Raw genomic sequence first — 22,697 nt, 5'->3', positions numbered from 1 at the left:
CTCATTGATGTCGGGACGATTGGCGTTCGGCGCGCAATGCTTCGGTAGCGGGCACGTCCACCACAAGGCTTTCGGCATCGATGACGACGCCATACTCCGCACGCGCGGCCTCGATCGAGACGATGCCGCTGCGCACGTCCTCGCGAACGTGCTGCGGCTGGCGGCGCAGCGGCGAGCCCCAGCCGCCGCCGCCCGGATTGAAGGTGGCGAGCGAATAGCCGTCACGCACCGTCATCACTGCGTTCTCCTTGTACGTCTCGATGACCTTGCCATGGCGCTTCAGCTCGACGCGTCCGAGCTTGCGCTCCGGCATCGCGCTCGCCGCGTCGTTGGCGCCAATCGCCGGCAGCTTGCGGCCTTCGCCGAAGCTCACCACAGTCATCTCGTGGCCGATCGGCTCGACCTCCCAGACGGTGCCGCTGCCGCCGCGATATTCGCCGGCGCCGGCACTGTCGGTGACAAGACCATAGCGATGAATGACGATCGGGTAGGAATACTCGAGCGTCTCGATGTCACCCGAATAGAGCGCGCCAAAGCAGCATTGCGGCCCGCATGCGTGCCAGCCGTCCATATAACCGGTCGCGCCCGCGCCCGAGACGAGCGACGCGAGCACCATCGTCACGTATTCATCACCGGTGCGCTGATCGTGGCCCGCGATATTGACGCCGCTCGAATGGCCCCAGGAGCCGACGGCCCGTTCGCCTTGCGCCTTTTCGAGTGCAAGACGTACCGCGTCCGCGAGCGTTTCCATCGGCGTGGTCGTGCAGTTCACATGCGGTGCGGGCTCTTTCGCGTTGCAGAGCGTGCCGTGCGGACCGAGGTCCACGCTGATGCATCGATAAAGACCTTCGTTATAGGGCGGATCAAGCTGGGCGAACATCATCAGGCCCAGGTAAACGCCTGAAATCGAGTTGCCTTCGTAGGAGTTGATGAAGTACGGAATCTGCGGCGGGCTTTCGATCTTGATGTGACAGGTATCAGCGTTGATCTCGATTGTCGCCTTGATATCGATCTCGCCGAAGCCATGCCCGGAATCCTCGAGCCTGGCGCTGGCTTCGTAGGTGCCGTCAGGCACCGCACGGATGATCTGGCGCATGTGGCGGTCGGCCATGTCCATCAGTTCGTCCACACACGTGCGGACCGTCTCCACGCCGTACTTGTCGAGCAATGCGCACAAATTGCGGGCGCCCACGTTGACCGCGCCGAGCTGCGCCCTGAGGTCGCCCTCCTGATCGCGCCGCGAGCGCATATTGGTCAGCATGAAGTTGATGACGTCGTATCGCTCGATGCCTTTCTCCCATAGCTTGACTGGCGGAATACGCAGGCCTTCGGCGTAAATCTCACGTGCGTCGGGGTTGTAGCCGGCAGGAACCGGTCCGCCGATATCGGTGACGTGTCCCTTGCAGACCGTCCAGAACACGAGCTCGCCGCGGTAGAACACCGGCTTGTACATGCAACAGTCGACGATATGGCTGCCCTTGTATACGGGGTCGTTGTGATAAACGACATCACCATCGTGAATATCGTCGCCGAAGAAGCGGGCCACTTCCTTCATCGCGGGAATTAGACCGCCAAGGTGAATCGGAATGTCCTGTCCTTGCAGGATCATCTCCGGGCGACCATTGAAAATGGCATTGCTGTAATCGTGTGCGACATTGAACACGCTTGAGCGAGCCGTCTTCTCGAGCGTCATGGTCATCTCGCGCTGAGTGGTTTCCAGCACCCCTCGCACGACTGCCAGCGTAATCGGATCGACATCTCGTGACATCACGTTCTCCGGTGGTTAACTTTCATTCGTCAGGCTACGCGGCTTGCCGTAACCTGATTCGATGTCACGCAGGTTATTAACGCCAAAATCGGCAGGCAATGCACAGCCACGCAGGTCATCGAGCATGCTGTGTTGCTCGCGAAGGCCGTACACGCACGCGCGAGATTCGATTACATGTGACGTAACGCGCGAGCGGAAAACGCGCTATCGGCGTGTTCCATCTCGCGGCAGGCACGACAAGGGAGAATTCGAAAAAATGAAGGGGCGAAGGCAACGAACGCGTCGTTTCGACGCCTGAGGGAAATGGATCGCCGTGAGCTTGCAGCGGTGTGGGCTGGCCGCCCAACCTGAGGCGAGATGGAGTGGCGAGACGTCCTTCCTCGCGCGAGAGCAGTTCGCCCAGTTCACAAGCGCGCGATAAGCTCGCTTCCTACTTTGTCGAACGCATCTGCGCGGGCTTGAATGCCGGGCGTGCGCCTGCTCTTGAACGCATCGAATGCGGCGTCGATCGCGAGGTTCGCGAGCGCTTCGTCAACAAACGAAAACTCGTCGACGATTGCTCGAGGTATCGGACGGGTTAATGTCCCGATGAGCCTCGCTGCCCGGCACCCATTTCGCGCCGATGTAGCTATGCTTCATGCAAGGACTCCATTAGTTCCTTCCTTGCACGTTTGGCTCAGCAGGATCTCCTCGATGATGTCGAGGCCTTCATCGACCAATTCGTTCGAAACTGTCAGCGGCAGCATGATCCGAAGTACGTTGCCATACGTCCCGCTCGTGAGAAGCAACAAGCCCCGCTTGAACGCTTCTGCTTTCACTGCGTTGGCAATTTCGGGCGCAGGCTGGCCGCCTTTGAAGAACTCCACTCCCGTCATTGCGCCAAGGCCACGGACATCGGCGATTTCAGGAACGCGCTGCCGTAAGGCGTTCAGGCGATCCCGCAGGCGCTTGCCAAGCGCCTCGCTGCACGCGCAGAGCTTCTCCTCCTCCATCACGTCGAGCACGGCAAGCGCTGCAACGCATGCCATCGGATGACCCGCGTAGGTGCTGCCAAGTCCGCCGGCCGGAATGGAATCGAGAACGTCGGCGCGACCGACGACGGCCGAGATTGTCATACCACCGCCCAGCCCTTTGGCCAGCGTCGTGAGATCGGGCACGACGCCCGAATGCTCCATCGCGAACATGCGCCCCGTGCGACCGATGCCGGTTTGAATCTCGTCAGCGATGAGCAGAATCCCTTGCTCATCGCACAGTGCCCGCAACTGCCTCAGAAACTCCGTCGGTGCCGGGATATAGCCGCCCTCGCCGAGTACGGGCTCGACGATGATGGCAGCCACACGGGCCGGGTCCACCGTATATTTGAACAATCGCTTGATGCCTGCGATCGAGTCCTGGATGGAGATGCCGTGCAGCGCCGACGGATACGGAGCCTGGTAGACATCCGCCGGTGTCGGGCCGAAGCCTACTTTGTACGGAGCGACTTTTCCCGTGAGGGCCATCGCCATGAAAGTCCGGCCATGGAATGCCCCGTCGAACGAGATGACCGCGGTGCGCTTCGTATAGTGGCGTGCCACCTTGATCGCGTTTTCAACGGCCTCCGCCCCCGTGGTCATGAAAAACGCCTTCTTTTCGAAGTCGCCCGGGGTCAACGACGACAGCCGTTCCGCGAGCTCCACATACGACTCGTAGGCCACGACCTGGAAGCAGGTGTGCGTGAACTTTCCGGCTTGCTGCGTCACAGCGTTCGTGATTTTCGGGTGGCGATGTCCCGTGTTCAGCACGGCGATGCCGGCGCAGAAGTCGATGTAACGCCTGCCCTCTACATCCCAGATTTCCCCGTTCTCCGCGCGCGCGGCAAACACCGGATGCGCGTTGCCGATACCCTGCGGAATAGCTTTCAAACGGCGAGCCATCAAAGCCCGATTGGTTTGCTCATTGTGCGGCACGTTGAACTCCTGGTCCTTGAGGTTTGAGGCAGTCGTCGCGAGCCTTGATTAACGACAGGATCACTGGCGCCACACCAGTGACACCATCCATCGAGGAGACAGCAGCCGCTCACTGGCGCTACGCTGTGCCCCTGCCGAGCGTTTTTGGATCAGCCTGTCTCCACACGCTAACTACGTGTGAAAGCCTGACGGGCAGTCGCATCGGTCGTATCGGCGGCCGCCGCGCTTGGTAGCAAGTATCTATACGCGCCTTGCTCGATCGCCGGACGACTGACCGTCAGAATAAGTCCCAGATGAATGGTGGCGCCAGACACATTCGGAGAGCGCTATTCGGACACTGTACGGTTTGCGGGGGCAACACACTCATGGGCTCTCGATCTGTGCCTGAGGCCCCCGCACGGGTGGTTGTCCACGCGAATATCCGCCAATGGACCCATCGCACGGCAATTTCACGAGTTGATGCAGCGTGTAACGCTTGCCCACAACCATCGCGGCGATAAGGTCACCGACGGCTACAGTGACAGATCGTTGCGGGTTTGTTTTCTTCACGGCATTCATGGTTGGTCTGTACTTTCACGCGTGCATCTGCAGCGACAACGTCGGCAGGGGCAGGACTGCGCGATGGTTTGCTATGGCATCTTGCCTGCAAAGAACGGCCAGTCGTCACGCAGCTCAGTTTTGCAAAAATGTCCGAAGATCGGTCTGGGTGACCATTTAGATTATTTCAAATCCGGAGCGACTGCATGAGATTCCCATTCCGGCTGAAAGCTGCGGGCGGTCGTCCACGATGCCCTTAGCTATCGGCAAGCGAAGCGCTAAAGTGCTAGATAGCCATGCGCCCCATTGGAAATAGCCAACTTGCGCATTGCGTGAGTGCCACCGACCGGTCTGTCCGATTTGCGGACTTGATTGAAGGATGTCGAGCGCGCGAACGATATCATCGATCTGCCTTGCCGCCGTCTCCGGGGCGCGCTCGAATAGGAAATCGAAGATACGGTCAAAATCGGCGTGGGTTTCACGCTGGAAAATTATCTGCGCCATTTCTTGACAGTGGGTCCAACGTGAGCGTGTCCCGCGGCGCCCTCACCGAGATAGTATTCCCCAGTGATGCGAGAGAAAGTGGTGAAGATGCGATCCTCGCAGCGACGGCGATCGCTTTGAAGGTCTGATCAAACTTCTGCTGAGTCTTTGCGGCAAGCTGGGCGCCGGAACGAGTGAACGGGTTCCGACCTTGGAATGCCGCCCGATTGCCCGGCGCGAATCATCCAATCGAGCGGTTTTGCCGGTGCGCGGGGCATCTCGCAGTAACATCGATTAGTTCGGCAACTACGACTCTGCTTTGCAGCCTACTGTCGGCCGACGGTCGACGTCGGTGTCGCGTTGATCTTGCCGCTCGGCTCGAGTGTTATCTGCTCTGCCTCGGTTATGTCGTGCAGGTCTTTTTGGCTCGGCGCCTCGTTGATGTCGTTCCCTGACACGCCATAGCGCATAAGGGTCCGCTTGCAAGGCGTTCCACGTATCACGAGCGTAACGGGCCCTCCTTCGGCAAGGAACGACCAGAAGCGCGAACGTGACGCAAGATGAGCGATGATCCAGTGCATCGCGATCATGAGCGTGGTAGCGAGAAGAGTGCCGATGAATGGCGCGCCCCCAGTGAGCGCTCGACTGAGGTTGGAGCCGACTATGATGGCGACCACGATGTCGAGCGCAGCCCATCTGCCGAAGATCCGTCGACCCGCCACTCTGACGAGAAGCAATCCCCAGAAGAAGACAACGGCCGCGCGGACGCATTCCTGCATAGGCGTCACGTGCCCGAGCGTACCGACCAGATCATCAAGCGCAGTCATCGCATCGTCCGGCTGTTTGGGCCCATCAAAGCGGCAATAGGACTTTGTCACGCCGCGCGCTTGCAGCCGCGGGAGCGTGAGCTCTAACTGTGTTGGACAGAAGGAAATTTTCGCGGAGTAACCTAGTGTGCTCCGAGCAGCAAGTCGCGTTCCGTCGGCCGCAAAGGGTGCCTAGGGGCTAACCGGCCCACTGACCTTCTGTTGGGTCGGTCGGCCTTCAGTGCGACGTTTTTTACCAACCACGGTTCCGTTCGCGAACCTAATGCGGCTGCGCCAGTGCTTGACGCATCATAATAAAGCGGCGCTTCCGCCTCGCGGCCAATTGACGCGACGGTAGTCCTTCCAGCCTCCAGCGATTGGATCTCCGGCATATATCACAACGACCCATGACACAGAAGACGGGCTTACAGGCGTCGAGGGTCGACGCATGGACATTATCATGAATGAAGCGGGACGGCTTCGCACGGTCTGCAGGACGGGCAGGAAATCGCATTGCATACGACACTGATCGCCAATTGGGAGGTTCGAAGGCAAACACTCTACGAATCGCTGCGGCTATTGGTGAATCTGTGTACGCAGCCGTTCGACCTCACGGTCGGACACCGGAGCCGCGTGATTGCCCCATGTATTGCGAATGAAGCTGACGACCTGCGCAATCTGAGCCGAGGTCAGTTGCCCGTGAAATCCCGGCATTTTCTGCGGCGCGGGACCTTTCTCCGTCATCGGGCTTTTGCTGCCTTCGATCACGATACGCATGACGGAAGTCGGATCGGCTGCCAACACTAGCGGATTTCCCGCGAGCGCCGAGACTTTGCCGGGCTGCCCCAGCCCGCTCGCCTGATGGCAGCGCGCACAGAACGACAGGTAAATACCGGCGCCGTGGCGCTCCACTTCCCCCGTTTCAATGCTTCGCGCGGTAAGCGCTCTCGCGTGCTCCGTATTTGCGAAGGTGCCGTAGGTTTCGTGCGGCGGCAGCGCCTTCAGATAGGTGGCAATTGAACGCAGGTCCTCGTCGGACATGTACTGGGTACTCTCTCCGACAACGGGCGCCATCGCGCCGAAAGCGATAGCCCCGGCGCCGTGGCCCGTGCGCAGGAAGCTGACGATGTCGTCCGTAGACCATCGTCCGAGGCCGCTTGCCGGATCGCCGGTCAGATTCGGCGCCAACCAGTGATCATTGACGCCCCCGGTCAGATACCAGGGCGAGCTCTCGCTGTAGCCGAGCTCGTTGTACGCTGGTCCACGCGGCGTGTGACATGCGCCGCAATGCCCGAGCCCCTGCACGAGATAAGCTCCGCGATTCCATTGACTGCTGCGCTTCGGGTCAGGGACGTACTGGTCGCGGTTGCCTACAGTCAATGTCCAGAAGAGCATTCCCCATCGAAGATTGAACGGAAAATGCAAATGCGTATCGGGGGCGCGTTTCGCCACGGGCATCACTCCATGCATCAGGTACGCGTAAAGCGCGGTGACGTCGTCGTCCGTCATGTTGGCGAACGACGGATATGGCATGGCGGGGTACAGCCGCTTGCCGTCCCTACGTTTGCCGAAACGCAAGGCGTCAGAAAACTCTCGAAGCGAATAGCGTCCGATGCCGTACGTCGGGTCGGGCGTAATATTGGTGGCGTAGATGGGACCAAACGGAGAATTGACCGGCAGTCCGCCGGCGAGCGGCGCATGATCCGCGGCATCATGGCAGGCACTGCAATCGCCCGCTTTCGCAAGATATTCGCCGCGCGCCACGAGCTTCGGATCGCTCGCGCTGGGCGACCGCGCCGTCACGTTGGCAGGAACATTGTCCGAGTCGCCGCCAGAGCATCCGCCGAGCGCGGCGACGATGCCGAGAATACAGGCGGCAAGCCGGCTCGTTGTTCCTATGGTGTTCATTGTCAGTGCCATTGATTGCAGGAAGTGACAAACACTTCGGCGAGAATCGTAAACACCAGGCCGATGAAGAACCCCCAGCCAATCAATGCACTGCATGCCGCGATGAAGCGCATGTGGGCCACCTGTTCTTCATTGCGCGAGGGTTGCTCCTGCGCGTTGCCGTTTCCGCGGGCGGCTTTGATTCGCTTCTGCTTTCTTTCAAGAAAGATCAAACCGTGCGTTGCCAGCGCCGCACACACGATTGAAATGAGCACGGCTGCAGCGGAGACCCCGTAAAGCAACGCATGAAAATGAGTAAACAGTGACCTCGCTCGCGGTGCCGATATTTCATAGCAACCTTGGGCCGAAATGGTCTCGGAGATCATCACCTGCAAGAGCCACGCGCCTGGAGATAGAAAGAACCCGGCGCACGCGCACAAGATGAGCCGCCGCTTTTCGCCGCTCGTCATCCGCTCCTCTTTCTGCGGACGAGCTTCCATCAATGGCCCCTTAGCCAGAACGGGGAGACGTACAGCGCCGAGAAGATGAAAATCCACACCACGTCGACAAAGTGCCAGTACAAGCCGCCAATTCGCATCGCTGCACTGCGGTTTTCGTCGAAATAGCCGAGAGCAATCCACAGCGCCAGTAGAACGAGGATAACAAGGCCGACCACCACGTGCAGCAGGTGAAAGCCGGTGATCGTGAAGTAGAGCGAGCCGTACAGATGTGCGGAGATGCCATACGGGTGATCGCGCCATTCCTTCATCTGAATACCAACGAAGATACAGCCGAGCACGATCGCGATCAGCATCCAGGCAAACGCCTTCCACTGGCGGTTCTTTCTGAGAGTCCGCTCCGAAAGCCACGCAAATACGCTACTCAAAATGAGAACGCCGGTACTGAGGCCACCGATGCCGATTTTCGGCATGCCTTCCGGCGGCCACGCCAGCGTCGTTTGCGATTGCGAGTAGAAGTAGCAGAAGATCAGATAGCCGAATAAGCTCGCCTCGGTCAGTACGAGCGCGAGTACGCCCCACCATCCGCCCGAATGCTCGCCGGCACTGCCAACGGGCAGCAGATCGTCGTTATCCTCCGCGCGCGCAGGCACCGTCTGCTTCGGCGTGGGCGGCTCGCGTTGCGCGAGCGAGCGCCGCGGCCAAAGCCACGCAATCAGCGTGGCGCCGCACGCAACGAGTGCCGCGACGGTAAGAGACGGCGAATGCAGCAGCATCGCAAAGAACATGATGGCGGCGAAGAGGCCGAGAAAGAACGGCGACCACGCGTCTTTCGGCATCTTCAGAATTACATCGGCTTTGCCGCTCAACGGATTCACGCCGAGCGCCTCGCGTCCCTGATGCAGCAGATACCCCGATTCAAGGCTCGAACGACGCCCGGACGGTTGCAGACGGTCCTCCCACATCGGATGCCGCGACTCGATAACCGGCAGCACCGCGAAGTTATAAGGCGGCGGCGGAGATGCCGTGGACCATTCGAGACCGGGGGCATCCCACGGGTTCGGCGGCGCCTTACGTCCACGCCTTGCCGAAACCAGTGCGTTGATGGCGAACAGCAGCACGCCGATGCCAAGCACGAACGAGCCGATCGTCGTGACGAGATTCGACGTGTCCCATCCCATGCCGTCCGGATACGTATACACACGCCGCGGCATGCCGAGCAGGCCGGAAATGTGCATCGGGAAAAAGCCTGCGTTGAAGCCCACGAACACTATCCAGAAGGCGAGCTTCCCTACTCGTTCGTTCATGAGGCGCCCGGTGAACTTCGGAAACCAGTAAGTGATGCCCCCCAGCACCGGGAATACATTGATACCGAGCAGCACATAGTGCAAATGCGCGACTACAAAATAGGTTTCGTTGAGCTGCCAGTCGAGCGGCACGGCCGCGGTCATCACGCCCGATACGCCGCCCACCACGAACATCAGCACGAAGCTTGCAAAGTACAGAAAAGGAACCGTGAATACCGGGCGTCCCGTCCAGATGGTCGCTATCCACGCGAATACAGCGACCGCGCTCGGAATCGAGATCAGCATGCTCGCCGCGCCGAAGAATGCCAGCGCGAGCGGCGCAATGCCGGTCGCGAACATATGGTGGATCCACACCTCGAAGCCGATGATCATGGTGGCGACCGTGGACATCGCGACTGCCGCGTAGGCTACGAGCGGCCGCCTGCAGAACGTCGGCAGCGCATCGGAGACAATGCCCATTGCAGGAAGCACGACCACGTACACCCAGGGATGCGCGAACATCCAGAACAGGTGCTGCCAGAGCAGCGGCCGACCGTCGCTTGCGACGTCGAAGAAATGCGTGCCAATGTTGCGGTCCATCCACAGCAGCAGGAACGCGAGGCTGACGGCGGGAACCGCAAGCAGGTTGGCGAAAGAGATGGTCAACGTGCCCCACACGATAATCGGCAGTCGGTCCACGGACATGCCGACGGCGCGCATGCGAAACAGCGTCACGACGAAGTTCACCGCGCCCACCGTGGTGGAAATGCCGAGCAGCACCATACCCAGTGAATAGACGTCGATGTTGGGCCCTCTGTTGTATTCGAGCGATGCAAACGGCACATAATTGAACCAGCCCGCATTGGGCGCTTCGCCGAGCGGAAAGCTGCTATAGAGAAAGATGCCGGCGAACAGAAAGACCCAGTAGGACAGCGCATTCAACCGCGGAAATGCCATGTCGCGCGAGCCCAGCATGAGCGGCCACAGGAAGTTTGCGAAACCACTCAATACCGGCAGCGCATACAAAAAAATCATGGTTATGCCATGCATGGTGAAGAGTTGCGCGTACTGATCGGGCGAGAGCAGCGTCTCGTTTGGCCGGGCAAGCTGCATGCGCATCACGAGCGCCTCGGCACCTCCCATCAACAGGAAGACAAAGGCTGTCACGATGTAGCGCATCCCAATCTTCTTGTGATCGACCGTCGTGAGAAAGCCGCGCCAGCCGGACTCCCCCTCCCATATCTCATACAGGCGCTTCTCCGCCTCCGAGCCTTGCGGAACCGTGCCAAAGTCGGGCGCTCGTCGGAACGCGATCCGGCCTGATTGCCCAATGCTTCGATCACCGGTCGCGGACATCGTCTTTTCCTTATCTGAGAGTAGCGAGATAGGCGGACAGATCGCGCGCCTCCGCCGACGAGAGCTTCATGTCGGGCATGAGCGTGCCGGGCTTGATCTGCTGCACATGCTCGATCCAGTTCATCAGGTTCTCCGGCGTGTTGACCAGCGTGCCTGCGGCAAGTAGCCTGCGCGACATGACATGCGTGAGGTCCGGTGCCTGCACGCCCGCAGCCTTGCTGCCACGGACCGCATGGCAACCTGCGCAGCGCTCTTCGAAAAGTTTGCTGCCGCGCGCGGCCTGAGCTGCAGTCGGTGCGGGGGCCGAGCGCTGCTGCGCGGCGCACCAGCGCTCATACTCCGCTTGCGGTTGAGCGTAGACCTCGAACGCCATATGCGCATGCTGCACGCCGCAGTACTGCGTACACTGACCGCGGTAAATGCCCGGCTTGTCCGCCTGTATCCACTGACGGTTGACGACACCCGGAATGGTCTGCGTCTTCCCCGAAAGCTGTGGAACCCAGAACGCGTGGATGACGTCCGCGCTTTTTAGCATGACCAGTACTGGCACGCCTGTTGGAATGTGCATCTCGTTCGCAGTGGTGAAGTGCTGATCTCCGTCGCCATAGTCGACCTTCCACCACCAGTCGTAGGCCGTGACCGTGACGGTAAGCGCCGGCTCGCGCGGCGGGTCCGCCACCTGTGCAAGCACTATCAGCATGTACACCGCAATACCGAGTAGCGCGACCGTAGATATCGTCCCGCCGACGTACACGAAACGCATCCCGCCGCCCGCCGTAAGCGCCCGGGGATCCTGACGCTGTCGGCGACGAAAGAGTGCAATGCCGAGCATCACTGCGATCACAATGCACACGAAGCAGCAGATGGCTGTCAATGCCCAGCCCAGGTGCAACACCGGTTTCGCGGCAGGGCCGACACCACGCAGGAAGTAAGCGAGCGGTGGGGTATCGTCCGCCGTGGCGCCCGCAGCGTTCGCAGCAACGGCATCCGCCCAGGCGTACCGCGCACATGGCGCAAGCGCAGAGGTCAGCGCGGCACGGCCAAGCTGCAGCGAAAGTCGGCGCGCGCAATTCACATCTTCTCCTTCAGGCGATGCCGGATGCAGCGTGAAGCATCCATGTAGGTTGACCGCACCGTGCGCCGGCCGAAAACCCGGTGGGCTTCCAGCATCAAAGCGGCCCGTCTGGCGGCCTCAATGCAGGCGAAAGCAAAACGTTGGCAAACGCGCCACGCGCATTGCATTCATTGAAGAACGCGTGGCGCGCGCATACGGCTCGGCTCGGCAGCTTTTGCACTGCGGCGCTCTGCGCAACGTTATTGAAATGCGCTCCGCGCCGCAGCCCTTGTGCGCTGCTGCGAATCCCCCCGCAGCAATGCCCGTTCCAACCGGGAAGTTGATCAACGATAGCGAGCACCGGCTCTTGCGGCTGGGCGTCGCGCGTGCCTGGCCTATATGTCACGTCATGCCACTTTTTCAAATGACTTGTAATTGAGACCGTCAATCTGTTTGTCGGGCAGCAAGCCTCAATGTCGGCTGACACACCATGCCGAGCGACAAACAAGGCCCACGCGCCGGGTCCTTGCGCCACGGCATCGCCTCACATCTTTTCCTTCACGCCCGCGCGGATAAGCCACCAGTTGACCGGATAGCTGGTCGCAAAGCCCGCCAGCATCGCAAGCTGCATTGCAAACCAGAACTCTGTGCTGTCGACCTTCGCGACCCCGCCATAAGCCGGCTTAAACCACGAAAACTGAATGACCGCCATCAACCCGTACATGCCTATCTGCCATGCACTTATCGAGGCAATGTCCGCTTTGAGCGCATCAAACACACCTTGCCGCACGGAAAGGTCGCGCATTGGCTTGATCGTGAAGTACTGGAACAGCACGCCCAGCAGAAACGCTACGACGAAGTCGATGATCCAGACTGCGAATGTCTTCTCGGCAAAGAGCGTATGCCAGCCGAACCACACTGCTACGTTGGGGAAAGCGAACGCCGTCCATTCCGCGATGATGTCGCCCAAGGTGCAACCGGCACCGCAGTGGCTAGTGCCCTTTAGCACCATTGGTGGAAAGGCTGGGTTGCTGTTGCTGTCGCCGACTGCCGGTGCGTTACGTCCCCACGCATAGTAAGCAGCGAGCCAGAGGAAGGTGCCAAATAATGCGGTCACTGGCCACACTATATTCATGACCCACATTTTCTGTGGTCGCCGGAATTCATCAAGCGCGATCAAAGCGGCGCAGAGCGCACCGAGCGCTAGCCATGCGATTGAAAGGCTGTGCAACCAGGGCGGAAGTATTCCGTAGCTCATGGAAACTGTCTCATGGGGAATCAAGGGAAACCGCGTTGCGGAAGACGAGCAACTCTGGGCATGATCGTCAGCAGCCGGTGTTCCTGTTCCTGGGGAGAGCTTTGCCGGGACGATGCGGCGCTACTGGGCGGTAAAGAGGGACGCTTCCCTATTCACTACCCGGACGCCTGTTCGACTGGTAGGGAGGTCCGGCGGACTGTTGAGACCTCGCCCTTGTCAGGTCGATCCCGGCCAAGGCCGAGGAACTCATCGGGCCGCCTCGACGCATCGGCGGACGCATTCCGCGCGGCACAGGTCGTTGATGTCCGGCATCGGAGCGCGTTCGAAATCCCCAAAACGTAGAAAATGCCCGCCCCCCTTGCCCCTGCACCGCTGCCACGACAAAATTGCCGCATAGTGTTGCTTTGACTATCGCCTCAAACCGCTCACAGAGCTCGAACGTGTCGCCGCGCTCAATCGGGACGAGGTCAACGATGAGTGGTGGCTTCGCGAGCCTGTCGATTCCGGAGCTGGTCACGGAAATGTCACGCTATGCCATTTTTTCAAGCATTTTGAGCAAAGGAAGCGAGACGTCCGTTTTTTTGTGACCGAACGACGGGGCGCAACCGGCAGTGATCCTGTCGCTTCCTTAGAGAGGCGCCCGTGCCGCTGACTGGCAACCAGAAGGACGATTTCCCCTTGGGAGGGCATGCGATTGCTTGAACATAGTCGCCCAGGTCGCGATGCTGAATTCGGACGGTCCGCGGACCCTCTCGGCGAATCAGTGTTCAGGCCGCATGATGCCGAAAACTTCGAATGGGATTCGCGGCCGTACCGCTCTCCTGTCTCGGCCAAATCGCATACGGACGCCTGCACGAAGCCGTATAGGCCATGCTAATCATCACGCCCCTTCGATGCATCACAGATATTGACGCCGGACTACTGCTGCTGGATCATGGGTCACTAAGAACAAACGGGGCTACCATGGGAGAGCAGTCAAAAATCTGGCTCAGCGGTGTCGCGCTGATTCCATATCTGGGGATAGCTGGCCTCTACACATTGCTGGCAGAGGGCCACGACCGGGATTTTTGGTTATCGGCCGCAGTACTGGTTGGCGGACGTGTCCTGTATGCGGTGCTGGACGGCGTTGTGTCTATCGTCATTTGGCGCTGGTATGTGAGAAAGCGCACCACCGACAGGATGCACAGTCTGTTCATCAAAAACCGCATGCCTCAGCGGGAGTATGCGAGCGAGACGCTGGTTTCATACCTGCAACGGGTCCAGACTGGCGACGACGAGTACCCTGTTGGCGTCCAATGCGCTGCCCGCCAACTCAGCACGCTCATTGAGCAAGCCCGGCGTGAGGGGCTCCTTTCGGGCGGCCGTATGAAGCACGCAATTACCGACGCCTACAACCGCTACACTCGACGAAGCAGCGGACAGATCTGACAAGGTCAAAAAGAGAAGGAAATGACCCCGATCGCACCGACTTGCGCTGTCGCTTTGTGTCCCATCACCCGCTCGCGCGAAGCCTCCTGTTCCCGCACACTTTCGCTGAATCTCAGATAACTGCAGGAAGTCCTTCTAGTCTGAGTGCGCCGGACCTGAAAGGTCGGGATCGAACCATCTGTCCGCTGCCGCGGACGCGGCGTCGCTGGCCCTGAGAGCGCTCGTCAATGCGACGGACTCGATGACGATACCGGTTAGCGGGTTGAGAAAAAGCCTGGCCGAGTGAGGCTCGCCACGGAAGTCGAACATGCCCATGATGCTGGCCGCCGTCGCGTCGAATGAACCTCCGCCCAGACGCCGGCCATCAAGCCAGTTGTCTTCAATGAACCGGATGACAGATGAAGCGACAATCAGCGTGTGGTCAACGAAGTTCTGCCTGGCCCATGGTGAGATCACGACGAAGGGGATCCGCGTTCCCGGCCCACACCGCCCGTTGACCGGCGCGCCAGTGACACCGGCCGGCGCGGTGCCGCGTCCGCACCTTCCGCGGCCATTCAAACGATCGGCCTGTAGATCGAACGACGGATACGTCGGACTAACGTAGGCGTGGTCATACCAACCACCCGAGTCATCCCAAACCACAATAACTGCCGTGCTCTCCCACTCGGGCTGCTGCTGCAGAAAATTGATGACCCGCGTCGTGAAGAGCTGTTCGTCCAGCGGATCTGAGTAGCCGGCATGCCCGTCTTGCGCCCCGGGCGCCTTCAGAAAACTGACAGCGGGAAAATTGCGCACGTTCACTGCGGCGAAAAAGTCGTTGATATCGTACTGGTGATTCGCCGGATCGGTTTTTCCATCGACCGACAGGCTGTGTCCAATGGCACTGACCGAACCCGGTCGCAGATGCTTCGGGTTGGAAGTGGACCGGTAGTACTGGAACCAGTTGTGATGTGGGAGATAGTCCGCCGTGGCTGCGCCCACGGCTGTCGCAACCGTTGTCCTGTTGCACCCGGTCGTGCCATTTCCATTGATTCGTGTGAGGTCGAAACCGCCCATGAATCCGCCCCAGCTGACGCCGCGTTCGTTCAGCAAATCACCAATGTTCCTGCCGGGCATGGTCACCTGGGTTTCGCCAGAGCACAGATCATAGGCGGGATCAACATCGCCGATCAATGTGAAGCCGCCCGCGCCGTCGTCCACAAAGTAGCCAGCCACCTGGTGACGGAACCACCGGTGCCCGGGCGTAACAACCCTCATACCGTTGGTTTGCCCTGACACGAGGTTCAGGGCGCCCGGCGTCGACGGACCGTACGTCGACGTGTACGCGTTGTCGCTCATTGCGAAATGCTGGGCATAGTTCCACAGAGCCGTCACCGTATTGCCGTCGAAATAGCCCATCACCTGCCCGGCGGTGCCGAATGCGCCCGCGTCACCGCCGGAGCCCTCGCCGGTGTACTTCGGGAACAGGTCCATGGCGCCGTCGTGGTAAGCCTGCTGCTCGGCGGCGTAGGTGTGATTCTGGTCCGAGGTCGCCGCCTGACTTCGATCAAGCCGGAACGGATTGCTCGCAGCCCGGCCATTGGCCGCGTTGCGGTTCGGGTTACTCATTCGCAGTTGACGCGAAAGTCCATTTACGGGAGGCGTGTCCGGTGCTGCAATGAACTGCGGCTCGCCCGGGGGATTTGCCGCCGTGGGGTAGGTCCCGAAGTAATGGTCGAACGACACATTTTCGTTGATGATGACAACGAGGTGCTTGATCGGCGTCGCTGTATTTGCGCCCCTTTCGCTGCCGCCCTGAGAAGGGGACTCTCTCCCGCCGGCAGCAATACAGCAAAGCAGGGTAAGCGTCACAACTGAGCATGAAATCACCAGCAGCGCTTGCCGCATAATGACGTTTCTCCACACGGCGTGGGCGGATCTGAGACGCGGGGGCGCGTCGGCGCAGCCCGCCGCGGGCCGGCGGACACCGGACCGGCTACGGCGTTGGCCGGGCAGGCCTGCAAACGTGAGCCAGAAAAGACGTGCGTTTGAAACCAGTTCCCAAACCCTCGGATACGCTACTGGTCGCCTGTCGTCCCCGAAAAATCAACAGTAGCGGCAGCCGTGCGTGTACCGCCCCAATGCGGCGTCAGAACGGCGCACGCGTGTCCGGGGTCCAGGCACGCTCGACACGAGGATAGCCGCCGAGCGCCTGCGCTCTGTCCGCTACCGCACAATACTCGGCGTTTGGTCGTGAAGACCTGTCGAGCATGGGCCGCTTCTCCTGCCAGTCAAGCACGCACGCACTTTCTCGGCGCGATTCTGAATGCGCCTGCCTTTTGTCCGATATTCATTTGGCATTCACAAATATTGTGGATTACGCTGCATTTTGCTATGCGACCTTAAAGCGTGGCTGACTCACGAAGTCACAATTGGGCGGACTTTCGTGCACCCGTTCTGCACCTGCCTGCCAACACCGAGCAAAAAAGACTGCTTGGTGAAGCGTTTCGCCAGTTAATTGAATGGCCTGCGCGGAGGCTTTCTCGCATCGGTTGCGCGAAAACCCATAGCATTCACGGCCCTCCTTCCTTCATCGCTGTTTCTGCAAACAGCGGCAGGCAGGTATCACTGCACCGAATGTTATTCCACCATTTTGTTTGAAAGTGGGCGCCTCATCCCGCCAGGCAATGGGCTCCTGCGCGCCGCGATGTTTCGCGCCTGACTGGGTGACAAGGAGATTATCGTGAAGATCAAACGAGTCGGCATTCTGTCAGCAACCGCAGTGGCACTCCTCTTACTCAGCGGCGCCGCGCAGGCTGACGGTCCGGGTGGACACGACGGACACGGCGGCTCACGCGGCCTTTGTTCGAACGCAACGCTCAGAGGACCGTATGCATTTACCGGTCACGGAGAAATCATCGGATTGATAGGACCGAACAATAAGGTTTTTCCGTATGCGTCCACGTCGATTCTTGATGACGTCGCCCTCGTGACGTTCGATGGCACAGGCGGCTTTACGCGCACCGACTTCGGCATGATCGGCGGGCTGCCGAAAGGGGGCCTGACGACCTTCAATCCGAACCAGAACGGAACATACACGGTCAACTCCGATTGCACCGGCACCATGAAGATCGTCTATACCGCTGGCGGAGCGGTGCCGGCGGGTGTCGAAACTGACCTGAACATGGTCGTCGCTGCTGACGGGACGCTCGTCGAATCCGTGGTCTACAGGGCGGTCACCGTCTCAGGCGCGAGCGGGGACGGCTCGGTAACGTGCCCGCAGTTTTGCGAGCAGGCTGTGCAAGAAAGTTTCGAGGGGAAGAAGATCGTTGTCTACGGCTTCCGCTAGTGGAATCCCAGATCGGGGCTCACGCTCGCTGAGGCGCTTGTCAGTGCGCGCTCAGTATCGTGAAGTGAGGCCACGTCACCGCGACCGGCGAACTTCAGGAACGCGCGAAGTGCAGTCAGCCTCAGATTGCGGCTGCGAACCGAGTTCTTCCGATCCTGCTCCAGATGATCACCGTGTGCCCGACGTAGGTTGACAGCGACAGCATCGCCTCACCAAATGTCCACGTCCCCGGGCCTGCCACTGCACGATGCGGCGCACGACGAAGGTGTGCTGCAGATTATGAATGCGCGCAGCATGGTGCGCTTCACGGTTGCCCCCCGGCTGCTCGCCCAAGTCGCGGAAGACCCGATGCACCTGACGCTCGCCGAGCGGGAGACCTCGTCGGCGCCCGCTCGGCCAGGTCACGCAGCCGGCGATAGCGGCGCAAGGCATCCCCGGTGCTCGGGTGCACGGGGATCTGCCGCGACTTGCGGAACTGGGTCCGGCGGATGGTCAGCATCCCGTCCTTGAGATGAAGGTCGCCATTGCGCAAAGACAGCGCCTCGCCGATCCGCACCCCCGTGGCGGCGATCAGTCCGAACAGCGTTTCTTGGACGGCGCCGCGTAGCCCCGGCGGAGGCCCGAGTCGGCGCGCGCGAGCATGTAGGTCGACGATCTCTTCCTCGCAGAAGACGTGTGGCGCTTCCCAGGATGTCGCCCCGGGGATGTCGAAAGAACGATGTGGCCGTTCAGATGATCGATTTCGCTGCGCCGGTTGCGCGCAACGTCTTGCGCTGTCGACGAATACTGTCCCGCCGGAATCGTGCTCACGATGCTTCGCACCATAGCGTCCGCGTCGTCCGGCATGGCGACGCCGTCCGCACGCCCCACGGCAATGCACTCGGCGACGATATCGCGCATGGCTGTTTCCACGCCCGCGCCGCCCAGCCGGCGCAACTCGCCTAACGGCAACTGCCCTGGCGCGGAGATAGCGTTGTATGCGCAATTCAGTATGAGCTTCTCCCATAGCGCGCCGCGCACGTTCGGCGATAGTGCCATGTGGATGCCGGCGGCGTTGACCGCGCGCGCCATGCGCTCGCGCGGCGTCGCCCGGCTCCACGATCAGTTCGCCGCGCCCGTGATGGCGCACGTGCGCCGGCCCGGCCATCTCACACGCGACATACACCACTGCCGCGCAAACTTCCTGCGTCACGACGCTATAGCAACCCACGGCGCCCGCGCCCATCACCGCAACTTTCATTCACATCCTCGAAAGAGGTTGATGAATGCCTTGTATCGACTTGGTTCTGTCCTGCACATGAAGCTCCAGCTACAACACGCGAGACCGCTCGCTTATTCCGCGAGTTCGCGTAGTCGCTTTTTCTATCGAGCGCCGTTTGATGCTCACGCCACCGTGAGAGGCAGCGTCAATCTTGCTTCGAGTCCGCCGTTACGGCGGTTCTCCAGTTGCAGTTCGCCGCGCATCGCGAGCGTGAGACGTCGCGCGAGCGTGAGGCCCAAGCCGGATTCCTGCGCGCGCGCTGTCGTGCGCGGCGCACGATACCAAGGCGCGAACACGGTCTCCATTTCGGCCGGCACGATGCCCGGTCCCGAGTCGACCACAGCCAGCACCACCCGCCGTGCATCGACGCGCACGCACAAACGCACGGCGCTGTCATAGCGCAACGCGTTGTCGATCAGATTGACTAGCACACAGCGCAGCGCATGCGGGCACGTCATGACTGGACGCCCTACCTCGCCTTCGAGTTCGACCGAGCGGCCGGCGTCCCCGTAGTTATCGACGAGCGCGCCGATCAGTCCGTCCGCATCGAAGCACCGCAACGGTTGCCCGGCCCAGCATTGCATTCGTGCGCAAGCGAGACTTGCCTCGACCAGTTCGCCCATCTCGGCGAGATCGCGCTCGATTGCGTCGCGCAGTTCGCCGTCGTCGAGCCGCTCACAGCGCAAAGCCATGCGTGTCAGCGGCGTTCGCAGGTCGTGCGCATACGCTGCGAGCACGTCGAGCACCTGGGCGACGCGTTCGGCGTCGTAGCGCTGCGCGCCGTTGATCGCGCGCACCAGGCGCGCGACCGTGGGCGGCCCGAACTCAGCCAATGTTTGCGGCAACGTGTCCGTGCTGCTGCGCTGCTCGATCGCGGCGGCGAGGCGCGCGATGCTCGAACGCTGATCGTACGCATATCCCCACAGCGCCACCGCGAGCAGCCCGAAGCTGATCGCGACGAGCCAGGCGATCGCCAGCAGGTTGTCAGCGGCAAGCGGGGTGCCGTCGCCTTGGGAATTCGATCGGGGGACCGAGAGGTTCAACATGGGCGTGCCGGGCACGTTGGTACTCGATGCGCCCATTCTGATGCGCGAGGCCGTACGACAAGGCGTGGGGCTGGCGCAGAGGAGTCATAGGCGGCGTAGCCGCCGGAGACGACGAGCCACCGGCAGCGCCAGGTCGACGGGGCTTTAGGATGGGCTGATCGAAGCTTGAAGAAGAAGCGGTCAGCTCATGTCTGGAACCCGCATTACCGACCAACAGGTTCATCTCTAGCGTGACGATCGGCGGCGCCCCATTCGGTCACCGGCTGTATCACTTCGTGCTGGCGTTCTCGGCGACAAGTTCGGCGCTCGATTCGCCCAGTGCGCGAAAGCGGCGCGGCGCAAGCCGGGCAGCACCTGGCATCTGGACGAGCTGTTCGTGACGCTGCGCGGCGAGCCGTATCTGTTGTGGCGTGCAGTGGACGAGCATGGCGCCGAACTCGATGTGATTACGCTTCCGTCATTGCTTCGATTTCCCCGTCGGATCGCAGCTCCAGCGCCATTCCCTTTTTCCACGACAGCGTGGCCAGTTCAGCGAGTTCGAGCGCCCTTACTCCGTCTTCGATAGTGGTGCGAACCGGCGTACCCTTCGTCAGCGCCTCGACGAAGTGCGCCATTTCGGCGGCATAGGCTTGCCGGTAACGCTCGAGGAAGAAGGGCTCCGGCACGTCCACCGATATCCCACCCGCGGACCATGCGCTCACTTCGGTCGGACGCACGTTGCCAGCCTGCAGCATGCCCTTGCTGCCGAGCACTTCGAAACGCTGATCGTAGCCGTACGCGGCGCGGCGCGACGTGTTGATCTGACACAGCAGGCCATTCTTCGTGCGGATCGTGACGGCAGTCGAATCGATGTCGCCCGCCTCTCGCACCGCAGAATCGGTCAGGCAACTGCCCGTCGCGTGCAACGTCTGTGCGTTGTCGCCCATGATCCAGCGGAACACGTCCAGATCGTGGATCAGCATGTCCCTGAAAATGCCGCCCGAACTCCTGATGTATTCGGCAGGAGGCGCGCCCGGATCCCGGCTGGTGACGATCAGCATTTCTGGGTCGCCGATTTCACCGCGTTCGATGCGCGCCTTCAGTGCCGCGAAAGTCGGATCGAAGCGGCGCTGAAAGCCGATCATGCAGAGCACGCCGTTGCGTCGAACGGCCTCGGCGCTTTCGCGTGAGCGCGCGACCGTCAGATCGACCGGCTTTTCGCAGAACACAGCCTTGCCCGCATTCGCCGCCGCGATAATCAGATCCGCATGCGTGTTCGTGCTCGAGGCGATTACGACAGCGCCCACTGCCGGATCGCCGAGTGCCTGCACAACGTCGGCTAGCTGTGCGCCGTGCATCTGCGCGAGCGCCTGCGCCGAAGGCACATGCATGTCGACCACATACTTCAGGCGCACGCCAGGCTGGCGCACGAGGTTCGACGCATGGATCTTGCCGATACGCCCCGCGCCGAACAACGCAAACTCGATCATCCTGTTTCTCCCGTTTCATTGGTTTCATCGAAATAAAGCTCCTGCCGGCCGGCAGGAGCGGCAACCAGCGCCTCGCACATGCACATCGTGCAGGCGGCTGAATCAAAATCGGCGCCGCACCGTGCGGCCAGGCTGCAACAAGGCGTTGCGTCAGGCCGCTGCCGGCGGCTATACGGATTGCGTCAAACCGTCAGAACGAGTGGTTGATGCCCATGTACGCACCCGTCTGCGAACGTCCCGGCAACGGATTGTCGAGGTTGCTGTTGTTCGTGCCAGGGTTGTTGTTCGCAACCGAAAAGTTCGAGCCGCTCGCGTTGCGCACATGCGCGACGGTCGCGTACAGCAGCGTGCGCTTCGACACGCTGTACGTGGAGCCGAGCACGAACATGGCCGCGTGTCCGGAAGGGTCATGCGTCGCATCGCCCGCCCCTGAGCCGACATGGACGTAATAGACAGCGCCGTCGAACGCCAGCGCCGGTGTCACCCGGTACTGTGCGCCGGCCCAATAGTGATCCGCGTTGCGTGCGAGGCCCGCTGCCGTGTCCGGTGCGCTCAGGTGCGTGTAGGCGGCCTGCAATGTAAGCGCGTTCAGATAGACATTGGCGCCCGCGAAGAACTCGCGCGAGCTGACGAACACATTGCTCATGCGCCCGTTCGCATCGCGGATCTCGTCATACATGCCCCGCAGCATGAACAGGTAGTTCCTGTACGTGATCTGTATGCCGTCACTGCGGCCGACTTCGTTGGCGGCCCCCAGATTGAAGCCGCCCGCCTGGTTGCCGAGTGTGTATTGCGCATGCAGACTGAAACCACCCCATGAAGGCGATTGATACTCGATGTTGTTGCTCGTGATAGGCACATTTCGACTGCGTACCAGTGCGGTCGACGAATACGCCTCCTGCAGCATCGGGTCCAGGCCCCACTGGTCGTTAGCGATGAACAGATTGCGGCCCATCGTCAGCTTGCCGTAGCGGTCGTTCTGCACGCCAACCAGCGCCTTGCGGCTGAAAAGCCGGCCGTTGCTTTCGCCCGCGGTGCCGGACATCAGGTTGGTGCCCGATTCGAGATTGAACACCACGCCATAGCCCCCGCCGATATCCTCGCGCCCGAGCAGGCCGAACCGGCTCGCCCCCCAATCGCTGCTTTGCGCGCGCAGGCGCGATGCGGTCGTGCCGTTGCCGGTCTGGACCTGGCTAAGGTAGTCGAAGCCCGCGTCGGCCACGCCATAAAGCGTCACCGAACTCTGCGCGAGAGCACTCGCGCAAGCAAGCGCACATACGCCTGCCAGTCCTGCAAGCATTATCTTTTTCATTGCGTCTCCATCCA

General features: G+C 60.9%; 15 protein-coding genes and 3 pseudogenes. 3 read left to right on the top strand and 15 right to left on the bottom strand.

Features of this window, described 5'->3' with window-relative positions; all coding sequences use genetic code 11:
- Position 1: 1 nt before the first annotated feature.
- From capB to C0Z16_RS24780, 9 genes are all read right to left on the bottom strand, one after another.
- Entirely contained in the window at positions 2-1,768 is a 1,767-nt protein-coding gene (gene capB / locus C0Z16_RS24825) for a caprolactamase subunit beta (RefSeq protein ID WP_102634705.1), read from the bottom strand.
- A 635-nt stretch (positions 1,769-2,403) separates the two neighbouring features.
- On the bottom strand, positions 2,404-3,681 hold the full coding sequence (gene gabT, locus C0Z16_RS24815) for a 4-aminobutyrate--2-oxoglutarate transaminase (protein ID WP_102634703.1): 1,278 nt from the start codon (positions 3,679-3,681) through the stop codon (positions 2,404-2,406).
- 747 nt (positions 3,682-4,428) lie between these two features.
- Positions 4,429-4,755: a type II toxin-antitoxin system RelE/ParE family toxin gene (locus C0Z16_RS24810; RefSeq protein ID WP_102634702.1), complete on the bottom strand. Its 327-nt coding sequence runs from the start codon at positions 4,753-4,755 to the stop codon at positions 4,429-4,431.
- Positions 4,756-5,060: 305 nt separating this feature from the next.
- Complete coding sequence (locus tag C0Z16_RS24805) at positions 5,061-5,612, bottom strand: DUF421 domain-containing protein (protein WP_208638641.1); 552 nt, start codon at positions 5,610-5,612, stop codon at positions 5,061-5,063.
- Between the two features lie 504 nt (positions 5,613-6,116).
- Positions 6,117-7,448 carry a c-type cytochrome gene (locus C0Z16_RS24800; protein WP_244201352.1) on the bottom strand — a complete coding sequence of 444 codons (1,332 nt, stop codon included), beginning with the start codon at positions 7,446-7,448 and terminating at the stop codon, positions 6,117-6,119.
- Between the two features lie 2 nt (positions 7,449-7,450).
- The gene (locus C0Z16_RS24795; RefSeq protein ID WP_102634699.1) at positions 7,451-7,927 is read right to left on the bottom strand and encodes a hypothetical protein; all 477 of its coding nucleotides are present in this window, start codon (positions 7,925-7,927) and stop codon (positions 7,451-7,453) included.
- Positions 7,927-10,527: a cytochrome c oxidase subunit I gene (ctaD, locus tag C0Z16_RS24790; protein WP_102634698.1), complete on the bottom strand. Its 2,601-nt coding sequence runs from the start codon at positions 10,525-10,527 to the stop codon at positions 7,927-7,929. Before ctaD ends, C0Z16_RS24795 begins: the two co-directional genes overlap by 1 nt.
- A gap of 10 nt (positions 10,528-10,537) precedes the next feature.
- On the bottom strand, positions 10,538-11,602 hold the full coding sequence (coxB, locus tag C0Z16_RS24785) for a cytochrome c oxidase subunit II (RefSeq protein ID WP_102634697.1): 1,065 nt from the start codon (positions 11,600-11,602) through the stop codon (positions 10,538-10,540).
- A gap of 523 nt (positions 11,603-12,125) precedes the next feature.
- Complete coding sequence (locus tag C0Z16_RS24780) at positions 12,126-12,863, bottom strand: DUF4396 domain-containing protein (RefSeq protein ID WP_244201351.1); 738 nt, start codon at positions 12,861-12,863, stop codon at positions 12,126-12,128.
- A gap of 846 nt (positions 12,864-13,709) precedes the next feature.
- On the opposite strand from C0Z16_RS24780, the gene C0Z16_RS24775 reads away from it, so the two are divergent.
- On the top strand, positions 13,710-14,267 hold the full coding sequence (locus tag C0Z16_RS24775) for a hypothetical protein (RefSeq protein WP_102634695.1): 558 nt from the start codon (positions 13,710-13,712) through the stop codon (positions 14,265-14,267).
- 249 nt (positions 14,268-14,516) lie between these two features.
- On the opposite strand, the pseudogene C0Z16_RS24770 reads toward C0Z16_RS24775, so the two are convergent.
- A pseudogene (locus C0Z16_RS24770) lies at positions 14,517-16,157 on the bottom strand (phospholipase C); the annotation flags it as partial.
- 832 nt (positions 16,158-16,989) lie between these two features.
- Between C0Z16_RS24770 and C0Z16_RS24765 the strand changes: the two are divergent.
- Positions 16,990-17,595: a hypothetical protein gene (locus tag C0Z16_RS24765; RefSeq protein ID WP_102634693.1), complete on the top strand. Its 606-nt coding sequence runs from the start codon at positions 16,990-16,992 to the stop codon at positions 17,593-17,595.
- Between the two features lie 304 nt (positions 17,596-17,899).
- On the opposite strand, the gene C0Z16_RS38945 is transcribed toward C0Z16_RS24765, so the two are convergent.
- The 3 genes and pseudogenes from C0Z16_RS38945 to C0Z16_RS24745 form a co-directional block, all read right to left on the bottom strand.
- Entirely contained in the window at positions 17,900-18,151 is a 252-nt protein-coding gene (locus tag C0Z16_RS38945; protein WP_244201350.1) for a site-specific integrase, read from the bottom strand.
- A 158-nt stretch (positions 18,152-18,309) separates the two neighbouring features.
- Positions 18,310-18,790: pseudogene (locus C0Z16_RS24750) on the bottom strand (ketopantoate reductase family protein); the annotation flags it as partial.
- A 188-nt stretch (positions 18,791-18,978) separates the two neighbouring features.
- Positions 18,979-19,902 (bottom strand): sensor histidine kinase, encoded by a 924-nt coding sequence (locus tag C0Z16_RS24745; protein ID WP_407070699.1) that lies wholly within the window; start codon positions 19,900-19,902, stop codon positions 18,979-18,981.
- A 292-nt stretch (positions 19,903-20,194) separates the two neighbouring features.
- Between C0Z16_RS24745 and C0Z16_RS39615 the strand changes: the two are divergent.
- Positions 20,195-20,348: pseudogene (locus tag C0Z16_RS39615) on the top strand (DDE-type integrase/transposase/recombinase); the annotation flags it as partial.
- Here C0Z16_RS39615 and iolG read toward each other — a convergent pair.
- A complete protein-coding gene (iolG, locus tag C0Z16_RS24730) occupies positions 20,349-21,371 on the bottom strand; it encodes an inositol 2-dehydrogenase (protein WP_102634692.1) in 1,023 nt (340 codons plus the stop codon). It lies immediately after the preceding pseudogene.
- A gap of 190 nt (positions 21,372-21,561) precedes the next feature.
- On the bottom strand, positions 21,562-22,683 hold the full coding sequence (locus C0Z16_RS24725) for a porin (RefSeq protein WP_244201348.1): 1,122 nt from the start codon (positions 22,681-22,683) through the stop codon (positions 21,562-21,564).
- Positions 22,684-22,697: the final 14 nt, after the last annotated feature.

Origin of the sequence: Paraburkholderia rhynchosiae, from assembly GCF_002879865.1 — a bacterium.
GTDB lineage: Bacteria > Pseudomonadota > Gammaproteobacteria > Burkholderiales > Burkholderiaceae > Paraburkholderia > Paraburkholderia rhynchosiae.
The sequence above is the reverse complement of the archived record's forward strand: the minus strand, read 5'-3'. Positions and strand labels throughout refer to the sequence as shown.